This is a genomic window from Mitsuaria sp. BK041 (genome assembly GCF_014193085.1).
Classification (GTDB): Bacteria; Pseudomonadota; Gammaproteobacteria; order Burkholderiales; family Burkholderiaceae_C; genus Roseateles.
The window spans coordinates 2,184,077-2,203,319 of the sequence record NZ_JACHYT010000001.1 but is presented as its reverse complement, the minus strand read 5'-3'; the positions used below and the strand labels follow the sequence as shown (position 1 = coordinate 2,203,319).

Genomic DNA, 19,243 nt, shown 5'->3' with positions numbered 1-19,243 from the left:
CGATCGCTTCAGTTATTGACGCGATCGTGCTTCCGGCAGGACGCGGTCGTTCTCGCTCAACCCGCCGCCCAGCGCCTTGTAGAGCGCGATGGCATTGCCGATCTCCTCCCCGCGCAGGTCCAGCGCCGCCTGCCGGGCGGCGTACAGCTGCCGCTGGGCGTCCAGCACCTCCAGGCGGCTGTCGACACCGGCCCGGTAGCGCAGCTCCGCGAGCGCCGCCCGGCGGTCCGCCGCCTGCACGACGCGCTGCTGCGCCTCGGCCTGGCGCGCGTAGCGTTCCCGGCCGGACAGGCCGTCGGCCACCTCGCGGAAGGCCGCCTCGATGGCGCGTTCGTACTCCAGCACCGCGGCGGACTTGCGCAGCTCGGCCAGCCGCAGCTCCGTCCGCAGCTGGCCGGCATGGAACAGCGGCTGCGTGATCTGCGGCGCGAAGGACCAGACGCCGGAGCCGCCCCTGAACAGGTCCTTCAGGCCCGGACTCGCCGATCCCACCGACGCCGTGAGCGAGATCCGCGGGAACAGCGCCGCGCGCGCCACGCCGATCTCGGCGTTGGCCGCCACCAGGGCGAGCTCCGCCTGGCGCAGGTCCGGGCGCCGTGCCAGCAGCTGCGACGGCAGGCCCGCCGGCAACTGCGTGATCACGGCCGCCTCCATCAGCGACGCGCCCTCGGGCAGGTCCGCCGGCAACGGCTGGCCGACCAGCTGCGCGAGCGCATGGCCACGACGCTCGGCCTCGCGCTGTCGCGCCTCGCGGTCGGCCTCCGAGGACGCCACCTGCGCCTCGGCCTGCGCGAGCTCGAGCGCACCCGTCTGGTTCGCGGCCCGGAGCTGGCGGACCAGCGCGAGCGAGCCGCGCCAGTCCTCGACGGTGCGCGTGGCCAGCGCCAGCTGCGCCTGCGCCAGCCGCTCGGCGAAGTAGGCCTGGGCCACCGCGCCGACCAGCGCGATGCGCGCCGAGTCGCGTCCCTGCGCCGAGGCCAGGTAGCGCGCCAGCGCCGCGTCCGAAGAGGCGCGGACCCGGCCGAACAGGTCCAGCTCGAACGCGGTGATGCCGACGCTCGCGCCCGCCTGGGTCTGCGTCGCGCGCTGGCCGCCGGCGTTGACGCGTTCGCGCGTCATCGAGACGCCGGCATCCAGGTGCGGCAGCTCGGCCGCCTTCTGGACGTCGTATTGCGCGCGCACCATCTCGACGTTGAGCGCGGCCAGGCGCAGGTCGCGGTTGTGGGTCAGCGCCAGCTCGATCAGCCGCTGCAGCGCCGGGTCGTTGAACATGGATCGCCAGCCGAGGTCGGCGGCGGTCCGGTCGGTCACCGGATCGTCCCGCAGCGGATAGGCGGCGGGCACTGGGCTGGCGGGGCGCTCCAGCGGCGGCGTCAGCGCGCAGCCGGTCAGCATCGCGGCCGCCGCGAGGGCGATGAACATCATCTTCATGCGGGCTCCCGGGGGGAATGGCGGTTGTTGTTGTCGTCGTTGTTGTCGTCGCCGTCGTCGCTGCCACTGCCGGCGCGCGGGCCGGCCGGCGTCGACGCGGACCGCCCGCGCCACGCGGCGAGGCGCTCCTGCAGGCCCATCACGAAGACGAAGAACACCGGCACGAACACCACCGCCAGGACCGTGGCGCTGACCATGCCGCCGAAGACGCCGGTGCCGATGGCGCGCTGGGTCTCGGCGCTCGCGCCGGAGGCCAGCATCAGCGGCACCACGCCCAGCACGAAGGCCAGCGAGGTCATCAGGATCGGCCGCAGGCGCATCCGCGCGGCGGTCACCACCGCGTCGACCAGGCCACGGCCCTCCTCCCGCAGCTGCTTGGCGAATTCGACGATCAGGATCGCGTTCTTCGCCGACAGCCCGATCACCGTGATCATCCCCACCTTGAAGAAGACATCGTTGGGCAGGCCGCGCAGCATCACCGCCGCGACCGCGCCGATCAGGCCGAGCGGGACGACCAGCATCACCGACAGCGGGATGGACCAGCTCTCGTAGAGCGCCGCCAGCACCAGGAAGACGACCAGCATCGACAGCGCCAGCAGCATCGGCGCCTGCGCCGCGGACTCGCGCTCCTGCAGCGACTGGCCGGTCCATGCGACGGTGAAGCCCGGCGGCAGCTGCGCCGCCAGCCGTTCCATCTCGGCCATCGCCTCGCCGCTGGAGGTCGGGTAGTTGGCGCTGCCCGAGAGGCGGGCGGCCAGGTAGCCCTGGTACCGCGCCAGCTGCAGCGGCGTCTCGCTCCAGATCGGCCGGACCAGCTCCGACAGCTGCACCAGGCCGCCGGCGCCATTGCGCACGGTGAGCTTGAGCACGTCGTCCAGCTGCATGCGGGCCGGCGCGTCGGCCTGCACGATCACCTGCTGCATCCGGCCCCGGTTCGGGAAGTCGTTGACGTAGAGCGAGCCCATCGCCGTGGACACGGTGTCGCTGATGTCGTTGAACTCCACGCCCAGCGCCTGCGCCTTCTGGCGGTCGATCTCCAGCCGCACGCCGGTGCCCGGCGGCAGGCCTTCCGGATACACGCCGGCCACCGCGCTGCTCTGCGCCGCCAGCTCCAGCAGCTTGGCCTGCGCCGCCTGCAGCGCCGCGGCGCCCTGGTGGCCCTGGTCGACCAGCCGCATCGTGAAGCCGTAGGAATTCCCCAGCTCCTCGATGGCCGGCGGCATCAGGCTCATCACCAGGCCCTCGGTGCCGGCCAGCGCCTCCTGGGCGCGCCGGGCCTCGTCGGCCGTGGTGGCGCCGTCGCGGCGGTCCCAGGGCTTCATGTTGGTGAAGGCCATCGCCGCGTTGGGGCCGGAGCCCGAGAAGCCGAAGCCCAGCACCGCCATGTTGCTGGCTATGCCGGGACGCGTGGCCAGGTGGCGCTCGTAGGCGCGGATCGAGTCCATCGTGCGCTCGGTCGTCGCGTCCGAGGGCAGCTGGAACATCGTCATGAAGTAGCCCTGGTCCTCCTCCGGCAGGAACGAGGACGGCAGCACGCGCAGCGCCGCGACCAGCGCGCCCGACAGCGCCAGGAAGACCAGCATCATCCGCCCGCTGCGCGCGACCAGCCGCACCACGCCGGACTCGTAGCGGCGCGTCAGCCGGTCAAAGCGCCGGTTGAACCAGCCGAAGAAGCCGCGCTTCTCATGGTGGCCGGCCGGGACGGGCTTGAGCAGCGTGGCGCACAGCGCGGGCGTCAGGCTCAGCGCGAGGAAGGCCGAGAACAGGATGGACACCGCCATCGACAGCGCGAACTGCTGGTAGATCACGCCGACCGACCCGCTGGAGAAGGCCATCGGCAGAAACACCGCGGTCAGCACCAGCGTGATGCCGACGACCGCGCCGGTGATTTCCTTCATCGCCTTGACCGTCGCCTCGCGCGGTCCCAGGCCCTCCTCCGCCATCAGCCGCTCGACGTTCTCGACGACCACGATCGCGTCGTCCACGATGATGCCGATCGCCAGCACCATGCCGAACATGGTCAGCACGTTGACCGAGAAGCCGGCCACCAGCATCACCGCCAGCGTGCCCAGCAGCGCGATCGGCGCGACGATCGCCGGGATCAGCGTGTAGCGCAGGTTCTGCAGGAACAGGTACATCACGAGGAAGACCAGCACCATCGCCTCGAGCAGCGTGTGCACGACCTGCTCGATCGAGAGCTTCACGAAAGGCGCCGTCTCGAACGGCACCGAGTAGCTCAGCCCCTTGGGCAGCGCCGGCTTGAGCTGCTCGATCCGGTCCAGCACCGCCTGGGCGGTCTTGACCGCGTTGCCGCCCGGCGCCAGCTGCACCGCGAGCGCGGACGCGGCCTTGCCGTTCTCGCTGATGACGAAGCCGTAGGACTGCGCGCCCAGCTCCACCCGGGCGACGTCGCGCAGCAGCAGCCGCGAGCCATCGGCATTGGCGCGCAGCACGATGGACGCGAACTCCTCGGGCGAGCCGAGTTGGCCTTCCACCGTCAGCGGCACCGTCACCCGCTGGCCGGCGGTGGCGGGCGAGTCGCCCAGCCGCCCCGGCGAGATCTGCACGTTCTGGCGCGCGATGGCGCCGCTGACGTCCGACATGCTCAGCCCGTAGCCGATCAGCTTGACCGGGTCGACCCAGACCCGCATCGCCTGCTCCGCGCCGAACAGCTGCACCCGGCCGACGCCGTCGATGCGGCGCAGTTCCTCGACGGTGTTGCGCGCGAGGTAATCGCTCAGCGCGGTCTCGTCGACCCCGCCGTCGTCGGCCCGCAGGCCGATGATCATCAGGAAGGAGGACGAGGCGGACTCGACGACCAGGCCGTTCTGGCGCACCGCCTGCGGCAGCCGGGCCTCCACGGCCTTGATCCGGTTCTGCACGTCGACCTGCGCCATCGCCGGATCGGTGCCCGGCTTGAAGGTCGCGGTGATGCTGGCCTGGCCGGAGGTATCGGCGGTGGACTCGAAGTAGAGCAGCCCCTTCACGCCGGACAGCTCATGCTCGATGAGGCTCACGACGCCGTCGTTCAGCGACTGCGGCGTCGCACCGGGCGAGGTGGCGGAGATGGTCACCGACGGCGGCGCCACCGAGGGATAGCGGGCGATCGGCAGCTGCGGCAGCGCGATCAGCCCGAACAGCACGATGAACAGCGCGATGACCCAGGCGAAGACGGGCCGCTGGATGAAGAACTGAGGCATGGGTCGCTCCTCAGCGCACGGCCGCGGTGGAGGCGACGGCCAGCGGCGATGCGGCCTCGCTCGCGACCACCTGCGTCTTCACGCCTTCGACCAGCCGGTCCATGCCGGTGACCACGACGCGGTCGCCGGCGCGCAGGCCGGCGCTGACGCGGTAGTGCCGGTCGACCAGTTCGCCCAGCTGCACCGTGACGCGGCGGGCCTCGCCGGTGCCCGACAGCACCCAGACCTGCGTGCCCATGGCGCCGCGCTGCACCGCCTGCTGCGGCACGCGCAGCGCCTGCTCGTAGGCGATGCTCGAGAGGCGGGCTCGCACGAACATGCCGGGCAGCAGCTCGCGGCGGGGGTTGTCGACCAGCACGCGCATCAGCACGTCGCCCGTGCCCGCGTCCACGGACATGCCCGAGAACAGCACGCGCGCCTTCAGGTCGAGCGGCGCGCCGTCGGCGCCCAGGACGGTGACGGGCACGCCGGCACCCGCCCCTTCTTCGGCCCGGCCCTTGCCGGCGATCTCGAGCCGGCGCCGCAGCGGCGCCAGCGCGGCCGCGGGCTGGCGCACGTCGACATAGACCTGGTCGATCTGGACGATGCGCGCCAGCGGCGTGGCGTCGGTCGCGGCGACCAGCGCACCCTCGGTCTGCAGGGCCTGGTCGATGCGGCCGGCGATCGGCGCCTCGACGGTGGCGAACGCCAGGTCGAGCTGCCGGCGCCGATGCGTGGCGCGGGCCTGCGCCACGTCGGCGGCGGCGAGGTCGCGCTCGGTGGTGGCGTCGTCGAAGGCCTGGCGGCTGACGGCCTCGGCACGGGCCAGCGGCGCCAGCCGATCGTGCTGCTGCTGGGCCCGCGCGAGCGCGGCCTCGGCCCGCTGGAGCGCGGCGGCCGCGATGGCGGCCTCGGCCTGGAACGGCGCGGCATTGATCGCGAACAGCGGCTGCCCGGCGCGCACCTCGGCGCCCTCCTGGAACAGCCGGCGCTGCACGATGCCGCTGACCTGCGGCCGGATCTCGGCCACGCGCAGCGCGGCGACGCGGCCGGGGAAATCCTCCGAGACGGTCAGCGCCTCGGGCTTCAGCGTGGTCACCGTCACGGCGGGCGGCGGCGTCGGCGGCATCTCGCCGGCCTCCATCCCGCACGCGGCCAGCAGGCTCGCGGCCAGGGCACCCGCGCCGCGCCGGACCCAGGGCGTTCGATTCTTCATGTTCACGTCGCTTTCAGACTTCAGGGACAGCGGCGATCGCCGTCGCCAAGGGGCCGGAGTCTGGGCGGCGTCGATGGAGGCCGGGCTGAGGAACTGTGGAGATTCGATGGAGCGGCGATCGCCGGAGGAGAATCCGCGCCCATGACGGATGCCTTCACCAGTTCCCTCGTGCTGATCGTCGAGGACGAGCCCGAGATCGCCGACATCCTCCAGGCCTACCTGGAGCGCGAGGGCCTGCGCACCGCGCGCGCCACCGACGGCCGGCGCGCGCTGGAGCATCACCTCGCGCTCAAGCCCGACCTGGTGCTGCTGGACGTGCAGATGCCGCTGCTGGACGGCTGGCAGGTGCTGGCCGCGATCCGCCAGCGCGGCGACACGCCGGTGATCCTGCTGACCGCGCTGGACCAGGACGTCGACAAGCTGACCGGGCTGCGCATCGGCGCCGACGACTACGTCGTCAAGCCCTTCAACCCGGCCGAGGTGGTGGCACGCGTGCAGGCGGTGCTGCGCCGCGCGGGCCGGCCCAGCCGCCCGCCCGCGCCGGTGCTGCGCGTGGCGCCGTTCGAGATCGACCTGGAGAACCATGTCGCGACCGCCGAGGTCGGCGGCCTGCCGCAGCGGCTGTCGCTGACGCTGACGGAGTTCCGGCTGCTGGCCGAGATGGCGCGCCATCCGCGGCGCGCCTACAGCCGCGCCGAACTGCTCCAGGCCTGCCTGCCCGAGGGCGACGCGCTCGAGCGCACCGTGGACAGCCACGTCAGCAAGCTGCGCCGCAAGCTCGAGGACCTGGGCGTCGAGGGCGTGCCGGCCAGCGTGCGGGGCATCGGCTACCGCTTCCGGGAGGTCGAATGAATCCCGCGCCGGCGCGCCGGCGGGCGGAGCTCCCTGCCGGCGGGCTGAGCCGGCAGATCGTGCTGTCGATGACGATGGTCGCGTTCTGGCTGACGGTGCTGGTGATCAGCACCTCCTTCGCCTTCTATTACGTGCTGTCGCGGGTGCAGCCCGAGATCATGGAGACCGACTCCATGGCGTTGACGCCGCCCGAGATCGTCTGGATGGTGCTCACCACGATCGCGGCGATGGCGGGCGCGGCCTGGGTCGCCTCGCGGCTGGCGCGGCGCATCCTGGTGCCGCTGAACTCGGTGGCCGACTGCATCCAGCAGGTCGCCGCCGGCGACCTCAGCGCCCGCGCCGTTGGTGGCGACCTGTCGCTGGGCGAGGCCTCGCGGCTGGTCGAGGACTTCAACTCGATGGCCGACCAGCTCGAGCGCGTCACCCACGAGAAGGCGCAGTGGAACGCCGCGATCGCGCATGAGCTGCGCACGCCGGTGACCATCCTGCGCGGCCGCCTGCAGGGGCTGGCGGACGGTGTCTTCGAGCCGTCCGAGGCGCAGTTCCGCAAGCTGCTGTCGCAGGTGGAGGGCCTGTCCCGGCTGATCGACGACCTGCGCACGCTGGGCCTGTCCGAGAGCGGCCACCTGCACCTGCAGATCGTCGAGACCGACCTCGCCGAGGAAGTGCGCCAGGTCGTCGACGTCTACGAGCACGCGATGGCGGCGGCGGGCCAGCGCGTCGTCCTCGACCTGCCGCCGGGCCGCGCCCACGTCGATCCGGTGCGCCTGCGCCAGGTGCTGCTGGCCCTGCTCGAGAACGCCCGCAAGTACGCGGTGCCGGGCGTCGTGCGCGTGCATGCGGGCGTGAGCCGCGGCGTCTGCGTGCTGCGCGTCGAGGACGAGGGACCGGGCGTGCCCGCGGCCGTCGCGCAGCGCGTCTTCGAGGCGTTCTGGCGCGCGGAGAGCTCGCGCTCGCGCGACAGCGGCGGCACCGGATTGGGATTGGCGGTGGTCGGCGCGATCGCGCGCGCGCATCGCGGCCACGCGGTGTGCGTGCCGTCGCCGCTGGGCGGGACGGCGATCGAGCTGACCTGGCCGGACACGCCGGCCGGGACTCAGGCGTAGGAGCCGCCAAGCGTCGACGTGGACGTCGACGTCGGCATCGACGTCGGCATCAGCGAGCGATAGAAGGCCTCGATCCGGGCGACCGCCAGGTCGCGGTCATAGGGCGACAGGTCATAAGCGACGCGTGACCGCACCCGGCCATGCCCCGGCAGGCGCAGACCGCGGATGCTCGCCTGCAAGGCCGTGCCCAGCGCGGCGACGTCCTCCAGCGGCACGAGCGTCGCCGGCGCATCCGACAACAGCTGCTGCAGCCCGTTCGTGCGCGTGGCCACGATGGGCAGCCCGGCTCGCATCGCCTCCAGCACCGCCAGCGGCAGGGCCTCCTCGCGCGAGGGGGAGACGAACAGGTCCATGTCCTCCAGCACCGCGTCGACGTCGTCGCGGAAGCCGAGGAAGTGGATGCCCGGATGACCCGCGGCCAGCCGCTTCAGCGCCCTCGCCTCCCGGCCCTCGCCGAGGATGGCCAGCACCGCGTGGCCCGGCGCATGCCGCGAGAACGCACGGATCAACAGATCGACCCCCTTGCTGCGATGCAGCCGGGCGACGGTGCCGACGAGCACCTGGTCGTCGGCCAGCTTGAGCTGCTCGCGCAGGCCCGGCCGTCGCGGCGCTTCGCCCGGCGTCTTGGGCTGATCCGATCGCGGCGGCCAGTTGTAGATCACGCGCGCCGCGCCGAGGTAGTCGTTGAGCGAGTCCCACTGCGCCTGGTTGACGCAGATCAGGCCGTCGAGCCGCTCGTGGTGATGGGCCTTGTAGCCGACGTGCAGCGTGCCGAAGCGCAGCGCCGCGTCGCAGCTCGCGACGGTCTTGCAGGCCGGGCCGAGGTGGCCATGGCAGAGGTCCGCGCCCAGCCGGCGCAGCAGCGCATCCAGGCGGGTGCCGCGCCACAGCGGCAGCGCCAGCACGTGGTGGTCGACGCCCGCCGGCATGGCGCGGCACAGCGCCGTGCTGCCGCGGGTGACCACGTGGACGCGGTGGCCGGCCGCGGCCTGCGCGGCGGCGAGGTCTAGCGCATGCCGTTCCGCGCCGGCCAGGCGGGACGAGAAGACGACATGGACGATGGTCAGCGGAGGAAGTGAGGGGGAAGCCATGGCGCCCAGTCTGGGACGCCTGCATGGACCCTTCGTGGACGGATCGTGGAGAGATGATGGAGGACCCGGACCACCCCGGCGCCACTCACTCGATCTGGACGTTCGCGTCTTTCACCAGCTTCGCGAACCTGCCGGTCTCGCTGCGGATCTGCGCGGCCAGCTGCTCGCTGCTGCCGCCGGTCGGCTCGGCGCCGATCTCGTCCATGCGCTTGCGGAACTCCGGCGCCTGGATCACCTTCACCATCTCCGCGTTCAGGCGGGCGACGATGTCCCGGGGCGTCGCCGCCGGCGCCAGCACGCCGAACCAGGTGCCGATGTCGAAACCCTTGAGCCCCGCTTCCTCCAGCGTCGGCACGTCGGGCAGCGCGCTGGAGCGCCGGGCCGTCGTGACCGCCAGCGCGCGCAGCTTGCCGGCCTTGATGTGCGGCAGCACCGGCGTGATGGTGTCGAAGGACATCTGGATCTGCGCGCCCAGCAGGTCGGTGGCGAGCGGGCCGCTGCCCTTGTAGGGCACGTGCAGGAGCGTGGTGCCGGTGGCGTTCTGGAACTGGGTGCCGATCAGGTGCTGCGCGGTGCCGTTGCCGTTGGAGCCGTAGCTCCATTGGCCTGGATGGGCCTTCAGCGCCGCGACCAGCTCGGCCACCGACTTCGCCGGCGTCGCGCCCGCATTGACGACCAGCACGTTGGGCACGAGCGCCAGGCCGGTGATCGGCACGAAGTCCTTCTGGAAGTCGTAAGGCAGTTTCTTGTAGACGCTGCTCGCGATCGTGTGGTGGACCGCGCCGATCAGCAACGTGTAGCCGTCCGGCTTGGCCTTGGCGACGTAGTCGGCTCCGAGCGTCGCGCCCGCGCCGGGGCGGCTCTCGACGATCACCGGCTGGCCCAGGCTCTGCTGGAGCTTCTCCGCCAGCGCGCGGGCCAGCACGTCGGTGGTGCCGCCGGCGGGGAAAGGCACGACCAGGGTGACCGGCTTGGTCGGCCAGGGCTGGGCGAAGGCCGCCGGTGCGAGCAGCGCGGGCGCGGCGACGGTCAGGCCGATCGCGGTGGCGAGCAGCGCGCGTCGGGCGCGGTGGAGGGTCGAAAGGCTCATGGGGTCTCCTGATCGATGGCTCTGGGGCCACTCGGGCGGGTGCGGCCCTCACCCCTGCCCTCTCCCGCAAGCGGGAGAGGGAGCAAGACAGGTGAGCGGCTGCGCGGTGCGACGCGGTGCTATGCGGCGTGGCGGAGCGCGGCGATCACTGCGGCGGTGACATCGGTGGTCTTCGCCTGGCCGCCGAGGTCGCCGGTGTGCAGTGCCGGATTGGCGGTCACCGATTCGATGGCCCGCATCAGGCGCCGGGCGGCGTCGTCCTCGCCGAGGTGTTCCAGCAGCATCACCGCGGACCAGAAGGTGCCGATCGGATTGGCCAGGCCGCGGCCCATGATGTCGAAGGCCGAGCCGTGGATCGGCTCGAACATCGAGGGATAGCGGCGTTCCGGGTCGATGTTGCCCGTCGGCGCGATGCCCAGGCTGCCGGCGAGCGCGGCCGCCAGGTCGCTGAGGATGTCGGCATGCAGGTTGGTCGCGACGATGGTGTCCAGCGTCGCCGGCTTGTTGACCATGCGCGCGGTCGCAGCGTCGACCAGCTCCTTGCCCCAGGTGACGTCGGGAAACTCCGCGGCGACCTGCGCGGCGATCTCGTCCCACATGACCATCGCATGGCGTTGCGCGTTGCTCTTGGTGATCACCGTCAGCAGCTTGCGCGGCCGCGACTGCGCCAGCTTGAAGGCGAAGCGCATGATCCGCTCGACGCCGGCGCGGGTCATGACGGACACGTCCGTCGCGGCCTCGATCGGATGGCCCTGGTGGACGCGGCCACCGACACCGGCGTACTCGCCCTCGGAGTTCTCGCGCACGATCACCCAGTCCAGGTCGCGCGGTCCGCAGCGCTTGAGCGGCGCGTCGATGCCAGGCAGCACGCGGGTCGGCCGCACGTTGGCGTACTGGTCGAAGCCCTGGCAGATCTTCAGCCGCAGGCCCCACAGCGTGATGTGGTCCGGGATGTCCGGGTCGCCGGCCGAGCCGAACAGGATCGCGTCCTTGTCGCGCAGCGCCTCCAGGCCGTCGGCCGGCATCATCTCGCCGTGCGCGCGGTGCCAGTCGCCGCCCCAGCCGAAGTGCTCGAAGTCGAAGCGGAAGCGATCGGTCGTGGCGGCGAGCGCCTCCAGCACCTCGCGGCCGGCGGGAATGACTTCCTTGCCGATGCCGTCGCCGGGGATCGTGGCGATGCGATAGGTCTTCATGGGAATGGGTCTCCGGTCTCGTGTCCAAAGCGGCCTCAGGTGAGGCGTCTCGGGATCGACTCTAGGGAGCGGCGACTGCCATGGATCGCGGCTACATTCAAGCCGTCCTTAACCTGGATTCAACAATCGGAGGGGCCATCGGCATGGCATCCAAGACCTCGCCGCGCAGGGAAGCCGCGGCCATGCCCGTGGCGGCGATCGCACCGGCGGACCTGAGCTTCTTCTCGACGCTGTGCAGCGCTGGCAGCCTCAGCGCCGCCGCACGCGAGCTCGGCATCACCACCGCCGCGGTGAGCAAGCACCTGACGCAGATGGAGGGCCGGATCGGCACGCCGCTGCTCAGCCGCACGACGCGCCGCATGAGCCTGACGCAGGAAGGCGAGCTCTACCTGGACCATGCGCGGCGCATCCTGGCCGCGATCGACGACCTGCAGGAGCTGCTCAGCGCCAGCGGCGGCACCGCGAGCGGCCTGCTGCGGGTGAACGCGACGCTGGGCTTCGGCCGCACGCACATCGCGCCGCTGATCTCGAGCTTCGCGCGCCAGCATCCGAAGCTGCAGGTGCAGCTGCAACTGTCGGTCAATCCACCGCCGCTGCACGAGGACGCCTTCGACGTCTGCATCCGTTTCGGCCCGCCGCCCGATGCGCGGGTCATCGCACGGCGGATCGCGTCCAACCGCCGGCTGCTGTGCGCGTCCCCCGCCTACCTGAGGCGGCATGGCACGCCGAAGACGCCAGCCGAGCTGGTGCGTCACGACTGCATCGGCATCCGCCAGGGCGAGGAGGCTTACGGGCTGTGGCGACTGAGCGCGCGGCGCGGCCGCAAGACGGTGACCGAGGCGGTGAAGACGCGCGGCGCGCTGACCACCAACGATGGCGAGATCGCGGTGAACTGGGCGCTCGACGGTCACGGCATCCTGATGCGCGCGGAATGGGACATCGCGCGTTTCCTCGCCAGCGGGCGCCTGGTGCAGGTGCTGCCCGACTGGGAGACGCCGGACGCCGACATCTATGCCGTCTATCCGCAGCGCGTCCAGGGAACGGCCCGGGTCCGGCAATTCGTCGAGCATCTGGCGCAGGCGTTCGGAGCGCTCATGCGCAGTCCATGAGCCCGATGCGCCGGTCTGTCGCGCGATGGCCGCATGACGCCGCGGCCAGCGCTATGGTGCCGCCCTGCCGCGTCGACCCGGCGCGGTGTTGCGAACCAAGGAGTACGTCATGAGTTTCTTCGGCTTGCTGTGCTGGCTGGTCCTGTTCGTGCTGTGCTGGCCGCTGGCCTTGCTGGCGCTGGTGATGTGGCCGATCGTGTGGCTGCTGACGCTGCCGTTCCGGCTGATCGGCCTGAGCGTCGAGGCGGTCTTCGCCTTGCTCAAGGCCATCCTGTTCCTGCCGGCCCGGGTGCTGGGCTGGCGCGAGACGCGCTGAAGGGCTCCGCCGCGGACCCGCGGCGACAACGATGGCCGCCAAGTCCTAGCATTGACGACCGTGACGATCAAGACCGCCGGCCCGTCGTCTACCGCAGCCCCATGGGATCTTGGGAATGCCGTGGCCCGGCCTCAACTGGCAGGCTTTCGCTTCACATGACAAGGGGCAGACGATGAGCGCACATGGACTTCTGGACCAATTGCTGAGATCCGGACGTGACCTGCTCGAAGGCCGCGGTGGCGGCATGAGCCGCGGCGGATCGGGCGGGCTCGGCGGGCTGGGCAGCCTGGGCGACCTCGCCAATCTCGGCGGCCTGGGCAAGCTCGGAGCCGGCGCGGGTGCGGCCGGCGTGCTGGGTGCGCTGCTGGGCAGCAAGCGCGGCCGCAGCTACGGCGGCAAGGCCTTGAAGTACGGCAGCATCGCGGCGCTCGGGCTGATGGCCTACAAGGCCTACACGAGCTGGCAGGCGCAGCAGCAGGCCCAGGGCGCGACCGCGCCGGGCGGCGCGGCGGGCGCGGCACGCGCCGGTGCGACGACCGGTTCAGCGACGTGGACCCCGGGCGCCGTGACGGCCGAACCGCGCACGCTGGACCGCGTGTCGCCGGCGGAGGCGGAGCAGCACAGCCGCGCGGTGCTGCTGGCGATGATCGCGGCGGCCAAGGCCGACGGTCACCTCGACGACCGCGAGCGCGAGCTCATCGAGAACGAACTGGCCCGCCTGGACGGCGATGCCGAGCTGCGCCGCTGGCACGAGGACGCGCTGCGCCGGCCGCTCGATCCGGCGGCCGTGGCGCAGGCGGCCACGACGCCGGAGATCGCTGCCGAGATGTACCTGGCGACGCTGCTGATGGTCGACGAGACCAGCTTCATGGAACGCGCCTACCTCGACGAACTCGCCCGGCAGCTGAAGCTGCCCGACGGCCTCAAGGCGCAGCTCGAGGCGCAGGCGCTGCAGTCGTGACGCCGGCGCGCCGGCCGCCCGCCGCCGATCGCGGCGAGGGCCGGCGGCTCGCTCGCAATCAGTAGTGGACGACGGAGCGGATCGACTTGCCTTCGTGCATCAGGTCGAAGGCCTCGTTGATGCCGGTCAGCGGCATGGTGTGGGTGACGAAGGGCGCGAGCTGGATGTCGCCGCGCATCGCCTCCTCCACCATGCCCGGCAGCTGCGAGCGGCCCTTCACGCCGCCGAAGGCCGTGCCTTTCCAGGTCCGGCCGGTCACCAGCTGGAAGGGGCGCGTCGAGATCTCCTGGCCCGCGCCCGCGACGCCGATGACGATGGACTGGCCCCAGCCGCGGTGCGCGCACTCCAGCGCCGCGCGCATCACGTTGACATTGCCGATGCATTCGAAGGAGTGATCGACGCCCCAACCGGTCATCTCGACGATCACCTGCTGAATCGGCTTGTCGTGGTCCTTCGGATTCACGCAGTCGGTCGCGCCGAAGACCTTGGCCAGCTCGAACTTGGACGGGTTGGTGTCGATCGCGATGATGCGGCCGGCCTGCGCCAGCTTCGCGCCCTGGATCACCGCCAGCCCGATGCCGCCCAGGCCGAACACGGCCACCGAGTCGCCGGGCTGCACCTTGGCGGTGTTCTTCACCGCGCCCAGGCCGGTGGTCACGCCGCAGCCGAGCAGGCAGACCTGCTCGGGGTTCGCTTCGGGATGGACCTTGGCCAGCGACACCTCGGCCACCACCGTGTACTCGCTGAAGGTCGAGCAGCCCATGTAGTGGTAGACCGGCTGGCCCTGGTAGGAGAAGCGCGTCGTGCCGTCGGGCATCACGCCCTTGCCCTGGGTGGCGCGCACGGCGACGCACAGGTTGGTCTTGCCGGACTTGCAGAACAGGCACTCGCCGCATTCGGCGGTGTAGAGCGGGATGACGTGGTCGCCGGGCTTGACGCTGGTGACGCCCTCGCCCACCTCGACGACGATGCCCGCGCCCTCATGGCCGAGCACCGCCGGGAACAGCCCTTCCGGATCGTCGCCGCTGAGCGTGAACGCATCGGTGTGGCAGACGCCGGTGTGGGTGATCTTCACCAGCACCTCGCCCTTGCGGGGCGGCTCGACATCGATCTCGACGATCTGCAGCGGCTGGCCGGCTGCGAAGGCGACGGCGGCACGGGATTTCATGAGAGGGCCTTTCGGAGGAACGGAATGAGCACGCGCCCCGGAGGGCGCGACGATGCGGGGCAGTCTATACCCCGCGCCCGTCCCGATTGGCGCCGCCGCCTTCGCGCCTCGCCCACCTGGACTGATCCGCCGGGAGGGAACCGGCGGCGGATGGAGCACGCGGAGAAGCCTCCGCGACGCGAGCCTGTCGTTGGTTGAATGAACGGGCCCGGGCGCCACGTGACCTTCGACAACTGCGCGCCGTTGCCGGCATGCAGACACTCCCGGCAACGCAACACGACCGTGCAGGAACTCCAGTGACGACACGCCAATCTCGAAGCGGGTCCGCGAAGGCACGCAAGGCGCTGGGAGTCGGGCGTTGAGGCCACCGGACGATCTGTCCAGCCTCAAGCACCTGCCGCTCGTCCTGGGCGCGGCGGGTGCCTTCGTCGTCCCGGCGATGTGGGCCTTCGTGCTCGACAGGCCCTCGCTCATGGTCATGGCGCCGATCACCGGCCTGGTGTTCCTGGGATCGGGCCTGCACCTCAAGTACCGCGCCCGCTATTCGCCGCGCGAAGCCCTTTGGGCCGCCGTGCTGGCGCTGCTGTTCTTCGGCAGCCTGCTGGTGGTCTCCACGACAGCCCTGGCATGGCGCGCTCATCGGCCGGACCTGCAGCCCTTGGCCCTCGGGCTGGCGGCGCTCATGTTTGTCGGCGGCATGGCCACGGGCTTCGTCGCCGAACGTCGCCGCCTGCGTGTCATCGATCCCGCGACCGGCCTGCCGGCGCCGCTGGCCCCATTGCTGGACTTGAAGCGACACCGCATCCTGCCCCTGCCGTCACCGCCGCCGCCGCGAGCCGCGACCGTGGCGGCGCTGACCGCCGTGGCCCTCAACGTGCCGCTGCTGTTGCAGATCGGCGGCTGGCAAGCCAACGACGTCGTCTGGCTGGCCATGCCGGCGCTCGCTGCCACCGTGACCACGATGCTCGCCTCGGGCTTCGGTCCGGCGCTGGCCAGGGCGCTCGCGCTCATGGACATCGAACGTCGCGTGGGCAGGCCGCTGGTCACCTCCCGCCTGGAAGAACTGCAGGCCATGCGGCGCGGGTTCCGGTTGTCCCGTTGGCTCTCGCGCGCCAACGACACCCGGTAGCCAAGCCCAGGTCCGGCCGCGCATGCGCGGCCCAGCCCGCTCACGCCTTGCCCGGCTCCGCCATCCGCCGATGCTGCTCGGCCAGCACCTCGGCCGGGGTCACGTTGGCCAGGACCGCCTGCAGCTTGTTCTTCCAGCCGGCCACCACCGCGCTCTCGCCGTCCTCCATCGCCTCGTAACCGGTGCGCGCGACCTCCTCGGGCGGCTGCTTGCGCTGCGTCCCGACCTTGGTGTCCGTCAGCTCGGCGCGCTCGAAGAACTCGGTGTCCGTCGGCCCCGGCATCAGCACCGTGACCGACACATTGGTGTCCTTCAGCTCGTTGCGCAGCGCGTAGGCGAAGGAATCGATGAAGGCCTTGGTGCCGTTGTAGACCGCCTGGAAGGTGCCCGGCATCAGGCCCGCGATCGAGCCGGTGATCAGGATCTTCCCGGCATTGCGGTCCCGCATCGACCGCCCGACGCGCTGGATCAGGTCGAGCGTGCCGGTGATGTTGGTGTCGATGACATGCCGCACCGCATTGAAGTCCTGGTCCAGAAAGGCATGGCCCAGGCCGTGGCCGGCATTGGCCAGCAGCGCGTCGACCGGCCGCGCCGCCAACGCCGCATGGAGCGCGTCCACGCCGCCGGGCGTCGCCAGGTCGGCCTCGATCGCCTGCACCTGCGCGCCCTCGGCCTGGCAGGCGGCGACGGTGTCGTCCAGGGGCCGGTCCGCGGCGATCAGCAGGTCGTAGCCATGGCGGGCGCATTCGAGCGCGAGCTGGCGGCCGATGCCGCTGGAAGCGCCGGTCACGACGGCCAGCGGCCGTCCGGAGGTGTCGTTCATCGTGGACTCCTTGGAAACGTGGATCGGAAGACGGCTCAGCTGAGCCCGAACGGCGTCAGCACCACCTTGCGGCAGTCCTCTTCCTTCTTGTTGAAGATCTCGTAGCCGCGCGCCGCCTCGACCAGCGGCATCCGGTGGCTGACGATCAGGTCGGGCTTGAGCTCGCCGCGCTCGATGTGGCGCAGCAGCTCGGGCATGAAGCGCTGCGCATGCGTCTGGCCGCTGGTGAAGCTCAGCCCCTTCTCGAAGGCGTCGCCGAACAGGAAGCCGTGGATGAAGCCGGCATAGACGCCGGGCACGCTGACGATGCCGCCGCGGCGCGTCGCCGCGATCGCCCAGCGCAGCGAGGTGCCGCTGGAGCCCTCGAGCTTGAGCGTCGACAGCACCGTCTCCACCGTGCTGCCCTTGGCCTCGAAGCCGACGGCGTCGATCGAGGCGTCGACGCCGCGGTGGTCGGTCTGCTCGATGATGAAAGCCGCCGGATCGTCGATCTGGTCGAAGTCGATCGGCAGCACGCCGTAGGTCTCCTTGGCGAAGGCCAGCCGGTAGGGATGGTGGTCCACCATGAAGATGCGCTCGGCGCCGAGCAGCCGCGCGCTGGCCGCCGCCATCATGCCGACCGGCCCGGCGCCGAAGATCGCGATCGTCGAGCCCGCCGTCACCTGCGCGTTCAGCGCCGCCTGGTAGCCGGTGGGCAGGATGTCGGACAGGAAGAGCACCTGCTCGTCGCTCAGCTGCGTGTCCGGGATCACCAGCGGGCCGACATCGGCCTTGGGCACCCGCACGTACTGCGCCTGGCCGCCCGGATATCCGCCGTACAGATGGCTGTAGCCGAACAGGCCCGCGCCGGCGCGGATGTCCTTCTTGTTCAGGATCGCGCCGCGGCCGGGGTTGGTGTTCTCGCAGGCGGCGAACAGCTTGCGGCCGCAGAAGAAGCAGTCGCCGCAGGAGATGGTGAAGGGCACGACCACCCGGTCGCCTCGCCGCAGCTTCGTCACGCCGCGGCCCACCTCCTCCACCACGCCCATGAACTCGTGGCCGAGGATGTCCCCGTCCTTCATGTCGGGGATCTTGCCGCGGTAGATGTGCAGGTCGGACCCGCAGATCGCCGTCGCGGTGACGCGCAGCAGGATGTCGTCGTCGGCGGCGAGCACCGGATCGGGCACCGTCTCGACGCGCACGTCATGGGCACCGTGGTAGGTCAGGGCAAGCATGGGAAGCCTTTCTTCATCGATGACAGCGGGGTTTGCACCGAATCCGGCAACCGCAGGGCCCGCCGCGAGCGGGCTTCTTCCAGGCCAGCGGCGCCTCCGATCAGCACGCCGCGATGCGGGTCGGCATTCGCTGCCGACGCGTTGACGGCAAGGAAGCGCGCCCGCGCCGCCCGGCTGCGTCGCGGGCACCGCCCTTGCCTTGACGAGGTGTCGCCGAAAGGCGCTTCCGGAGCGATGGATTCATGTTCGACCTGCAAGTCAGTCCCTGGGAACTGCTGGCGCGCGCGGCGCTGATCTACTTCGCGCTGCTGCTGATGGTGCGGCTTTCGGGCAAGCGCACCGTGGGCCAGTTCACGCCGTTCGACCTGCTGGTGGTCATGCTGCTGAGCGAGGCCGTCAGCAACGGCCTGAGCGGCGGCGAGGAGTCGGTGACCGGCGCCTGGATCGTGGCCGGCGCGCTGATCGTGATGAACGGCCTGATGGGCTTCTTCGGCTCGCGCAGCCGGCGTGTCGAGCGGCTGCTGGAGGGCTCGCCGGTGTTGATCGGCCGCGATGGCCAGTGGTTCCCCGAGGTGATCCGTCGGCACCGGCTCAGCGACCTGGATGTCGAGAAGGCGCTGCGCGAGGCGGACTGCTCGCTCGCCGACGTCAAGATCGCCATCCTGGAAAGCGACGGCAGCATCAGCATCGTGAAGAAGAAGTGACGCCGGCCGTCGCAGGACGGGCCCGCCCGGGCCCGCCGCGCATGCTCAGTGCGCCTGCTGCTGCTCGGCCATCAGCTCGTCCTTGCGCTGCTGCAGCCGCTCGCCGAGTTCGGCCAGGTCCAGCCCGGCCTTCTTCGCCTTGGGGAACATCTCGTTCTGTTCCTCCTTGACGTGGTGCTTGACCCACTCGCTCATGACCTTGACCTTGGCGTCGTAGTCCTCGCCGTCGGGCTCGACGCCCTGCACCGCCGCGATCAGGTCCTTGATGCTCTGGTGCTCGACGCGGGCCTCAGGGACCAGCTCCTTGTCCTTCAGCGCGGCCTGCACCTCGGGATAGAAGATTTCCTCCTCGATCTGCGCATGCACCGTCAGCGCCGTGCAGATCTGGGCGACGAGCTGCTGCTTCTTGGCGGCCGAGCGCGACTTCTCGAACTGGTCGAAGAGCTCGCTGACCTCCTTGTGGTCAGCGCGCAGCAGCGCGACGGCGTCGGGCGTCTTCGTCCGGGCCGTGGTGGCGCGCCGCGCGGTGGTTTTCCGGCTCGAGGCCGCGGTCGTGGAAGAAGGCATGGGGATTCTCCTGGCTGTGAATGTGCTGGGATGACGCGCCGCACGGCGCATCGGATTCTCTGGATGGCAAGCCGGATGCCCAGCTTCGGGCGCA

At 71.2% G+C, this 19,243-nt stretch carries 17 protein-coding genes; 7 read left to right on the top strand and 10 right to left on the bottom strand.

The window, feature by feature from the left end:
• Positions 1–12: 12 nt before the first annotated feature.
• The 3 genes from FHT38_RS09675 to FHT38_RS09665 are packed head-to-tail and all read right to left on the bottom strand — an operon-like array spanning position 13 to position 5,826.
• Positions 13–1,431 (bottom strand): efflux transporter outer membrane subunit, encoded by a 1,419-nt coding sequence (locus FHT38_RS09675; protein WP_183491534.1) that lies wholly within the window; start codon positions 1,429–1,431, stop codon positions 13–15.
• Positions 1,428–4,631 carry a multidrug efflux RND transporter permease subunit gene (locus FHT38_RS09670; RefSeq protein ID WP_183491531.1) on the bottom strand — a complete coding sequence of 1,068 codons (3,204 nt, stop codon included), beginning with the start codon at positions 4,629–4,631 and terminating at the stop codon, positions 1,428–1,430. Before FHT38_RS09670 ends, FHT38_RS09675 begins: the two co-directional genes overlap by 4 nt.
• Before the next feature lie 10 nt (positions 4,632–4,641).
• Positions 4,642–5,826 (bottom strand): efflux RND transporter periplasmic adaptor subunit, encoded by a 1,185-nt coding sequence (locus tag FHT38_RS09665; RefSeq protein WP_183491529.1) that lies wholly within the window; start codon positions 5,824–5,826, stop codon positions 4,642–4,644.
• 141 nt (positions 5,827–5,967) lie between these two features.
• Between FHT38_RS09665 and FHT38_RS09660 the strand changes: the two genes are divergently transcribed.
• Positions 5,968–6,678 carry a response regulator gene (locus tag FHT38_RS09660; RefSeq protein ID WP_091724534.1) on the top strand — a complete coding sequence of 237 codons (711 nt, stop codon included), beginning with the start codon at positions 5,968–5,970 and terminating at the stop codon, positions 6,676–6,678.
• A complete protein-coding gene (locus FHT38_RS09655; RefSeq protein ID WP_183491527.1) occupies positions 6,675–7,784 on the top strand; it encodes an ATP-binding protein in 1,110 nt (369 codons plus the stop codon). The genes FHT38_RS09660 and FHT38_RS09655 overlap by 4 nt, the downstream gene beginning before the upstream one ends.
• Here FHT38_RS09655 and FHT38_RS09650 read toward each other — a convergent pair.
• From FHT38_RS09650 to FHT38_RS09640, 3 genes are all read right to left on the bottom strand, one after another.
• Positions 7,775–8,875: a glycosyltransferase gene (locus tag FHT38_RS09650; RefSeq protein WP_183491525.1), complete on the bottom strand. Its 1,101-nt coding sequence runs from the start codon at positions 8,873–8,875 to the stop codon at positions 7,775–7,777. The two genes, FHT38_RS09655 and FHT38_RS09650, sit on opposite strands and share 10 nt — an antisense overlap.
• 85 nt (positions 8,876–8,960) lie before the next feature.
• A complete protein-coding gene (locus tag FHT38_RS09645) occupies positions 8,961–9,965 on the bottom strand; it encodes a tripartite tricarboxylate transporter substrate binding protein (protein WP_183491522.1) in 1,005 nt (334 codons plus the stop codon).
• 119 nt (positions 9,966–10,084) lie between these two features.
• Entirely contained in the window at positions 10,085–11,158 is a 1,074-nt protein-coding gene (locus FHT38_RS09640) for a tartrate dehydrogenase (protein ID WP_183491520.1), read from the bottom strand.
• 143 nt (positions 11,159–11,301) lie between these two features.
• Between FHT38_RS09640 and FHT38_RS09635 the strand changes: the two genes are divergently transcribed.
• From FHT38_RS09635 to FHT38_RS09625, 3 genes are all read left to right on the top strand, one after another.
• Positions 11,302–12,267: a LysR substrate-binding domain-containing protein gene (locus tag FHT38_RS09635; RefSeq protein ID WP_255488643.1), complete on the top strand. Its 966-nt coding sequence runs from the start codon at positions 11,302–11,304 to the stop codon at positions 12,265–12,267.
• Positions 12,268–12,376: 109 nt separating this feature from the next.
• A complete protein-coding gene (locus tag FHT38_RS09630) occupies positions 12,377–12,583 on the top strand; it encodes a hypothetical protein (protein WP_091724529.1) in 207 nt (68 codons plus the stop codon).
• Between the two features lie 172 nt (positions 12,584–12,755).
• Positions 12,756–13,544 carry a tellurite resistance TerB family protein gene (locus tag FHT38_RS09625; protein WP_183491518.1) on the top strand — a complete coding sequence of 263 codons (789 nt, stop codon included), beginning with the start codon at positions 12,756–12,758 and terminating at the stop codon, positions 13,542–13,544.
• Between the two features lie 58 nt (positions 13,545–13,602).
• Here the strand turns inward: FHT38_RS09625 and FHT38_RS09620 are convergent, their stop codons facing one another.
• Positions 13,603–14,712, bottom strand: a complete 1,110-nt coding sequence (locus FHT38_RS09620; RefSeq protein WP_183479412.1) for an S-(hydroxymethyl)glutathione dehydrogenase/class III alcohol dehydrogenase — start codon at positions 14,710–14,712, stop codon at positions 13,603–13,605.
• Positions 14,713–15,070: 358 nt separating this feature from the next.
• Here FHT38_RS09620 and FHT38_RS09615 point away from each other — a divergent pair, with 358 nt between their 5' ends.
• Positions 15,071–15,841, top strand: a complete 771-nt coding sequence (locus tag FHT38_RS09615) for a hypothetical protein (protein ID WP_183491516.1) — start codon at positions 15,071–15,073, stop codon at positions 15,839–15,841.
• A gap of 40 nt (positions 15,842–15,881) precedes the next feature.
• Here the strand turns inward: FHT38_RS09615 and FHT38_RS09610 are convergent, their stop codons facing one another.
• Positions 15,882–16,664 (bottom strand): SDR family oxidoreductase, encoded by a 783-nt coding sequence (locus FHT38_RS09610; RefSeq protein WP_183491514.1) that lies wholly within the window; start codon positions 16,662–16,664, stop codon positions 15,882–15,884.
• A 35-nt stretch (positions 16,665–16,699) separates the two neighbouring features.
• Complete coding sequence (locus FHT38_RS09605) at positions 16,700–17,878, bottom strand: zinc-dependent alcohol dehydrogenase (protein WP_147242042.1); 1,179 nt, start codon at positions 17,876–17,878, stop codon at positions 16,700–16,702.
• Between the two features lie 242 nt (positions 17,879–18,120).
• On the opposite strand from FHT38_RS09605, the gene FHT38_RS09600 reads away from it, so the two are divergent.
• Complete coding sequence (locus tag FHT38_RS09600; protein WP_183491512.1) at positions 18,121–18,582, top strand: DUF421 domain-containing protein; 462 nt, start codon at positions 18,121–18,123, stop codon at positions 18,580–18,582.
• 45 nt (positions 18,583–18,627) lie between these two features.
• Here the strand turns inward: FHT38_RS09600 and FHT38_RS09595 are convergent, their stop codons facing one another.
• A complete protein-coding gene (locus FHT38_RS09595; protein ID WP_183491509.1) occupies positions 18,628–19,149 on the bottom strand; it encodes a hemerythrin domain-containing protein in 522 nt (173 codons plus the stop codon).
• Positions 19,150–19,243: the final 94 nt, after the last annotated feature.

Coding starts and splice junctions, on each gene's coding strand:
- FHT38_RS09620 (WP_183479412.1), bottom strand. CDS start 14,712: ATGAAATCCCGTGCCGCCGTCGCCTTCGCAGCCGGCCAGCCGCTGCAG.
- FHT38_RS09650 (WP_183491525.1), bottom strand. CDS start 8,875: ATGGCTTCCCCCTCACTTCCTCCGCTGACCATCGTCCATGTCGTCTTC.
- FHT38_RS09595 (WP_183491509.1), bottom strand. CDS start 19,149: ATGCCTTCTTCCACGACCGCGGCCTCGAGCCGGAAAACCACCGCGCGG.
- FHT38_RS09640 (WP_183491520.1), bottom strand. CDS start 11,158: ATGAAGACCTATCGCATCGCCACGATCCCCGGCGACGGCATCGGCAAG.
- FHT38_RS09670 (WP_183491531.1), bottom strand. CDS start 4,631: ATGCCTCAGTTCTTCATCCAGCGGCCCGTCTTCGCCTGGGTCATCGCG.
- FHT38_RS09600 (WP_183491512.1), top strand. CDS start 18,121: ATGTTCGACCTGCAAGTCAGTCCCTGGGAACTGCTGGCGCGCGCGGCG.
- FHT38_RS09675 (WP_183491534.1), bottom strand. CDS start 1,431: ATGAAGATGATGTTCATCGCCCTCGCGGCGGCCGCGATGCTGACCGGC.
- FHT38_RS09635 (WP_255488643.1), top strand. CDS start 11,302: ATGGCATCCAAGACCTCGCCGCGCAGGGAAGCCGCGGCCATGCCCGTG.
- FHT38_RS09625 (WP_183491518.1), top strand. CDS start 12,756: ATGAGCGCACATGGACTTCTGGACCAATTGCTGAGATCCGGACGTGAC.
- FHT38_RS09630 (WP_091724529.1), top strand. CDS start 12,377: ATGAGTTTCTTCGGCTTGCTGTGCTGGCTGGTCCTGTTCGTGCTGTGC.
- FHT38_RS09610 (WP_183491514.1), bottom strand. CDS start 16,664: ATGAACGACACCTCCGGACGGCCGCTGGCCGTCGTGACCGGCGCTTCC.
- FHT38_RS09665 (WP_183491529.1), bottom strand. CDS start 5,826: ATGAAGAATCGAACGCCCTGGGTCCGGCGCGGCGCGGGTGCCCTGGCC.
- FHT38_RS09660 (WP_091724534.1), top strand. CDS start 5,968: ATGACGGATGCCTTCACCAGTTCCCTCGTGCTGATCGTCGAGGACGAG.
- FHT38_RS09605 (WP_147242042.1), bottom strand. CDS start 17,878: ATGCTTGCCCTGACCTACCACGGTGCCCATGACGTGCGCGTCGAGACG.
- FHT38_RS09645 (WP_183491522.1), bottom strand. CDS start 9,965: ATGAGCCTTTCGACCCTCCACCGCGCCCGACGCGCGCTGCTCGCCACC.
- FHT38_RS09655 (WP_183491527.1), top strand. CDS start 6,675: ATGAATCCCGCGCCGGCGCGCCGGCGGGCGGAGCTCCCTGCCGGCGGG.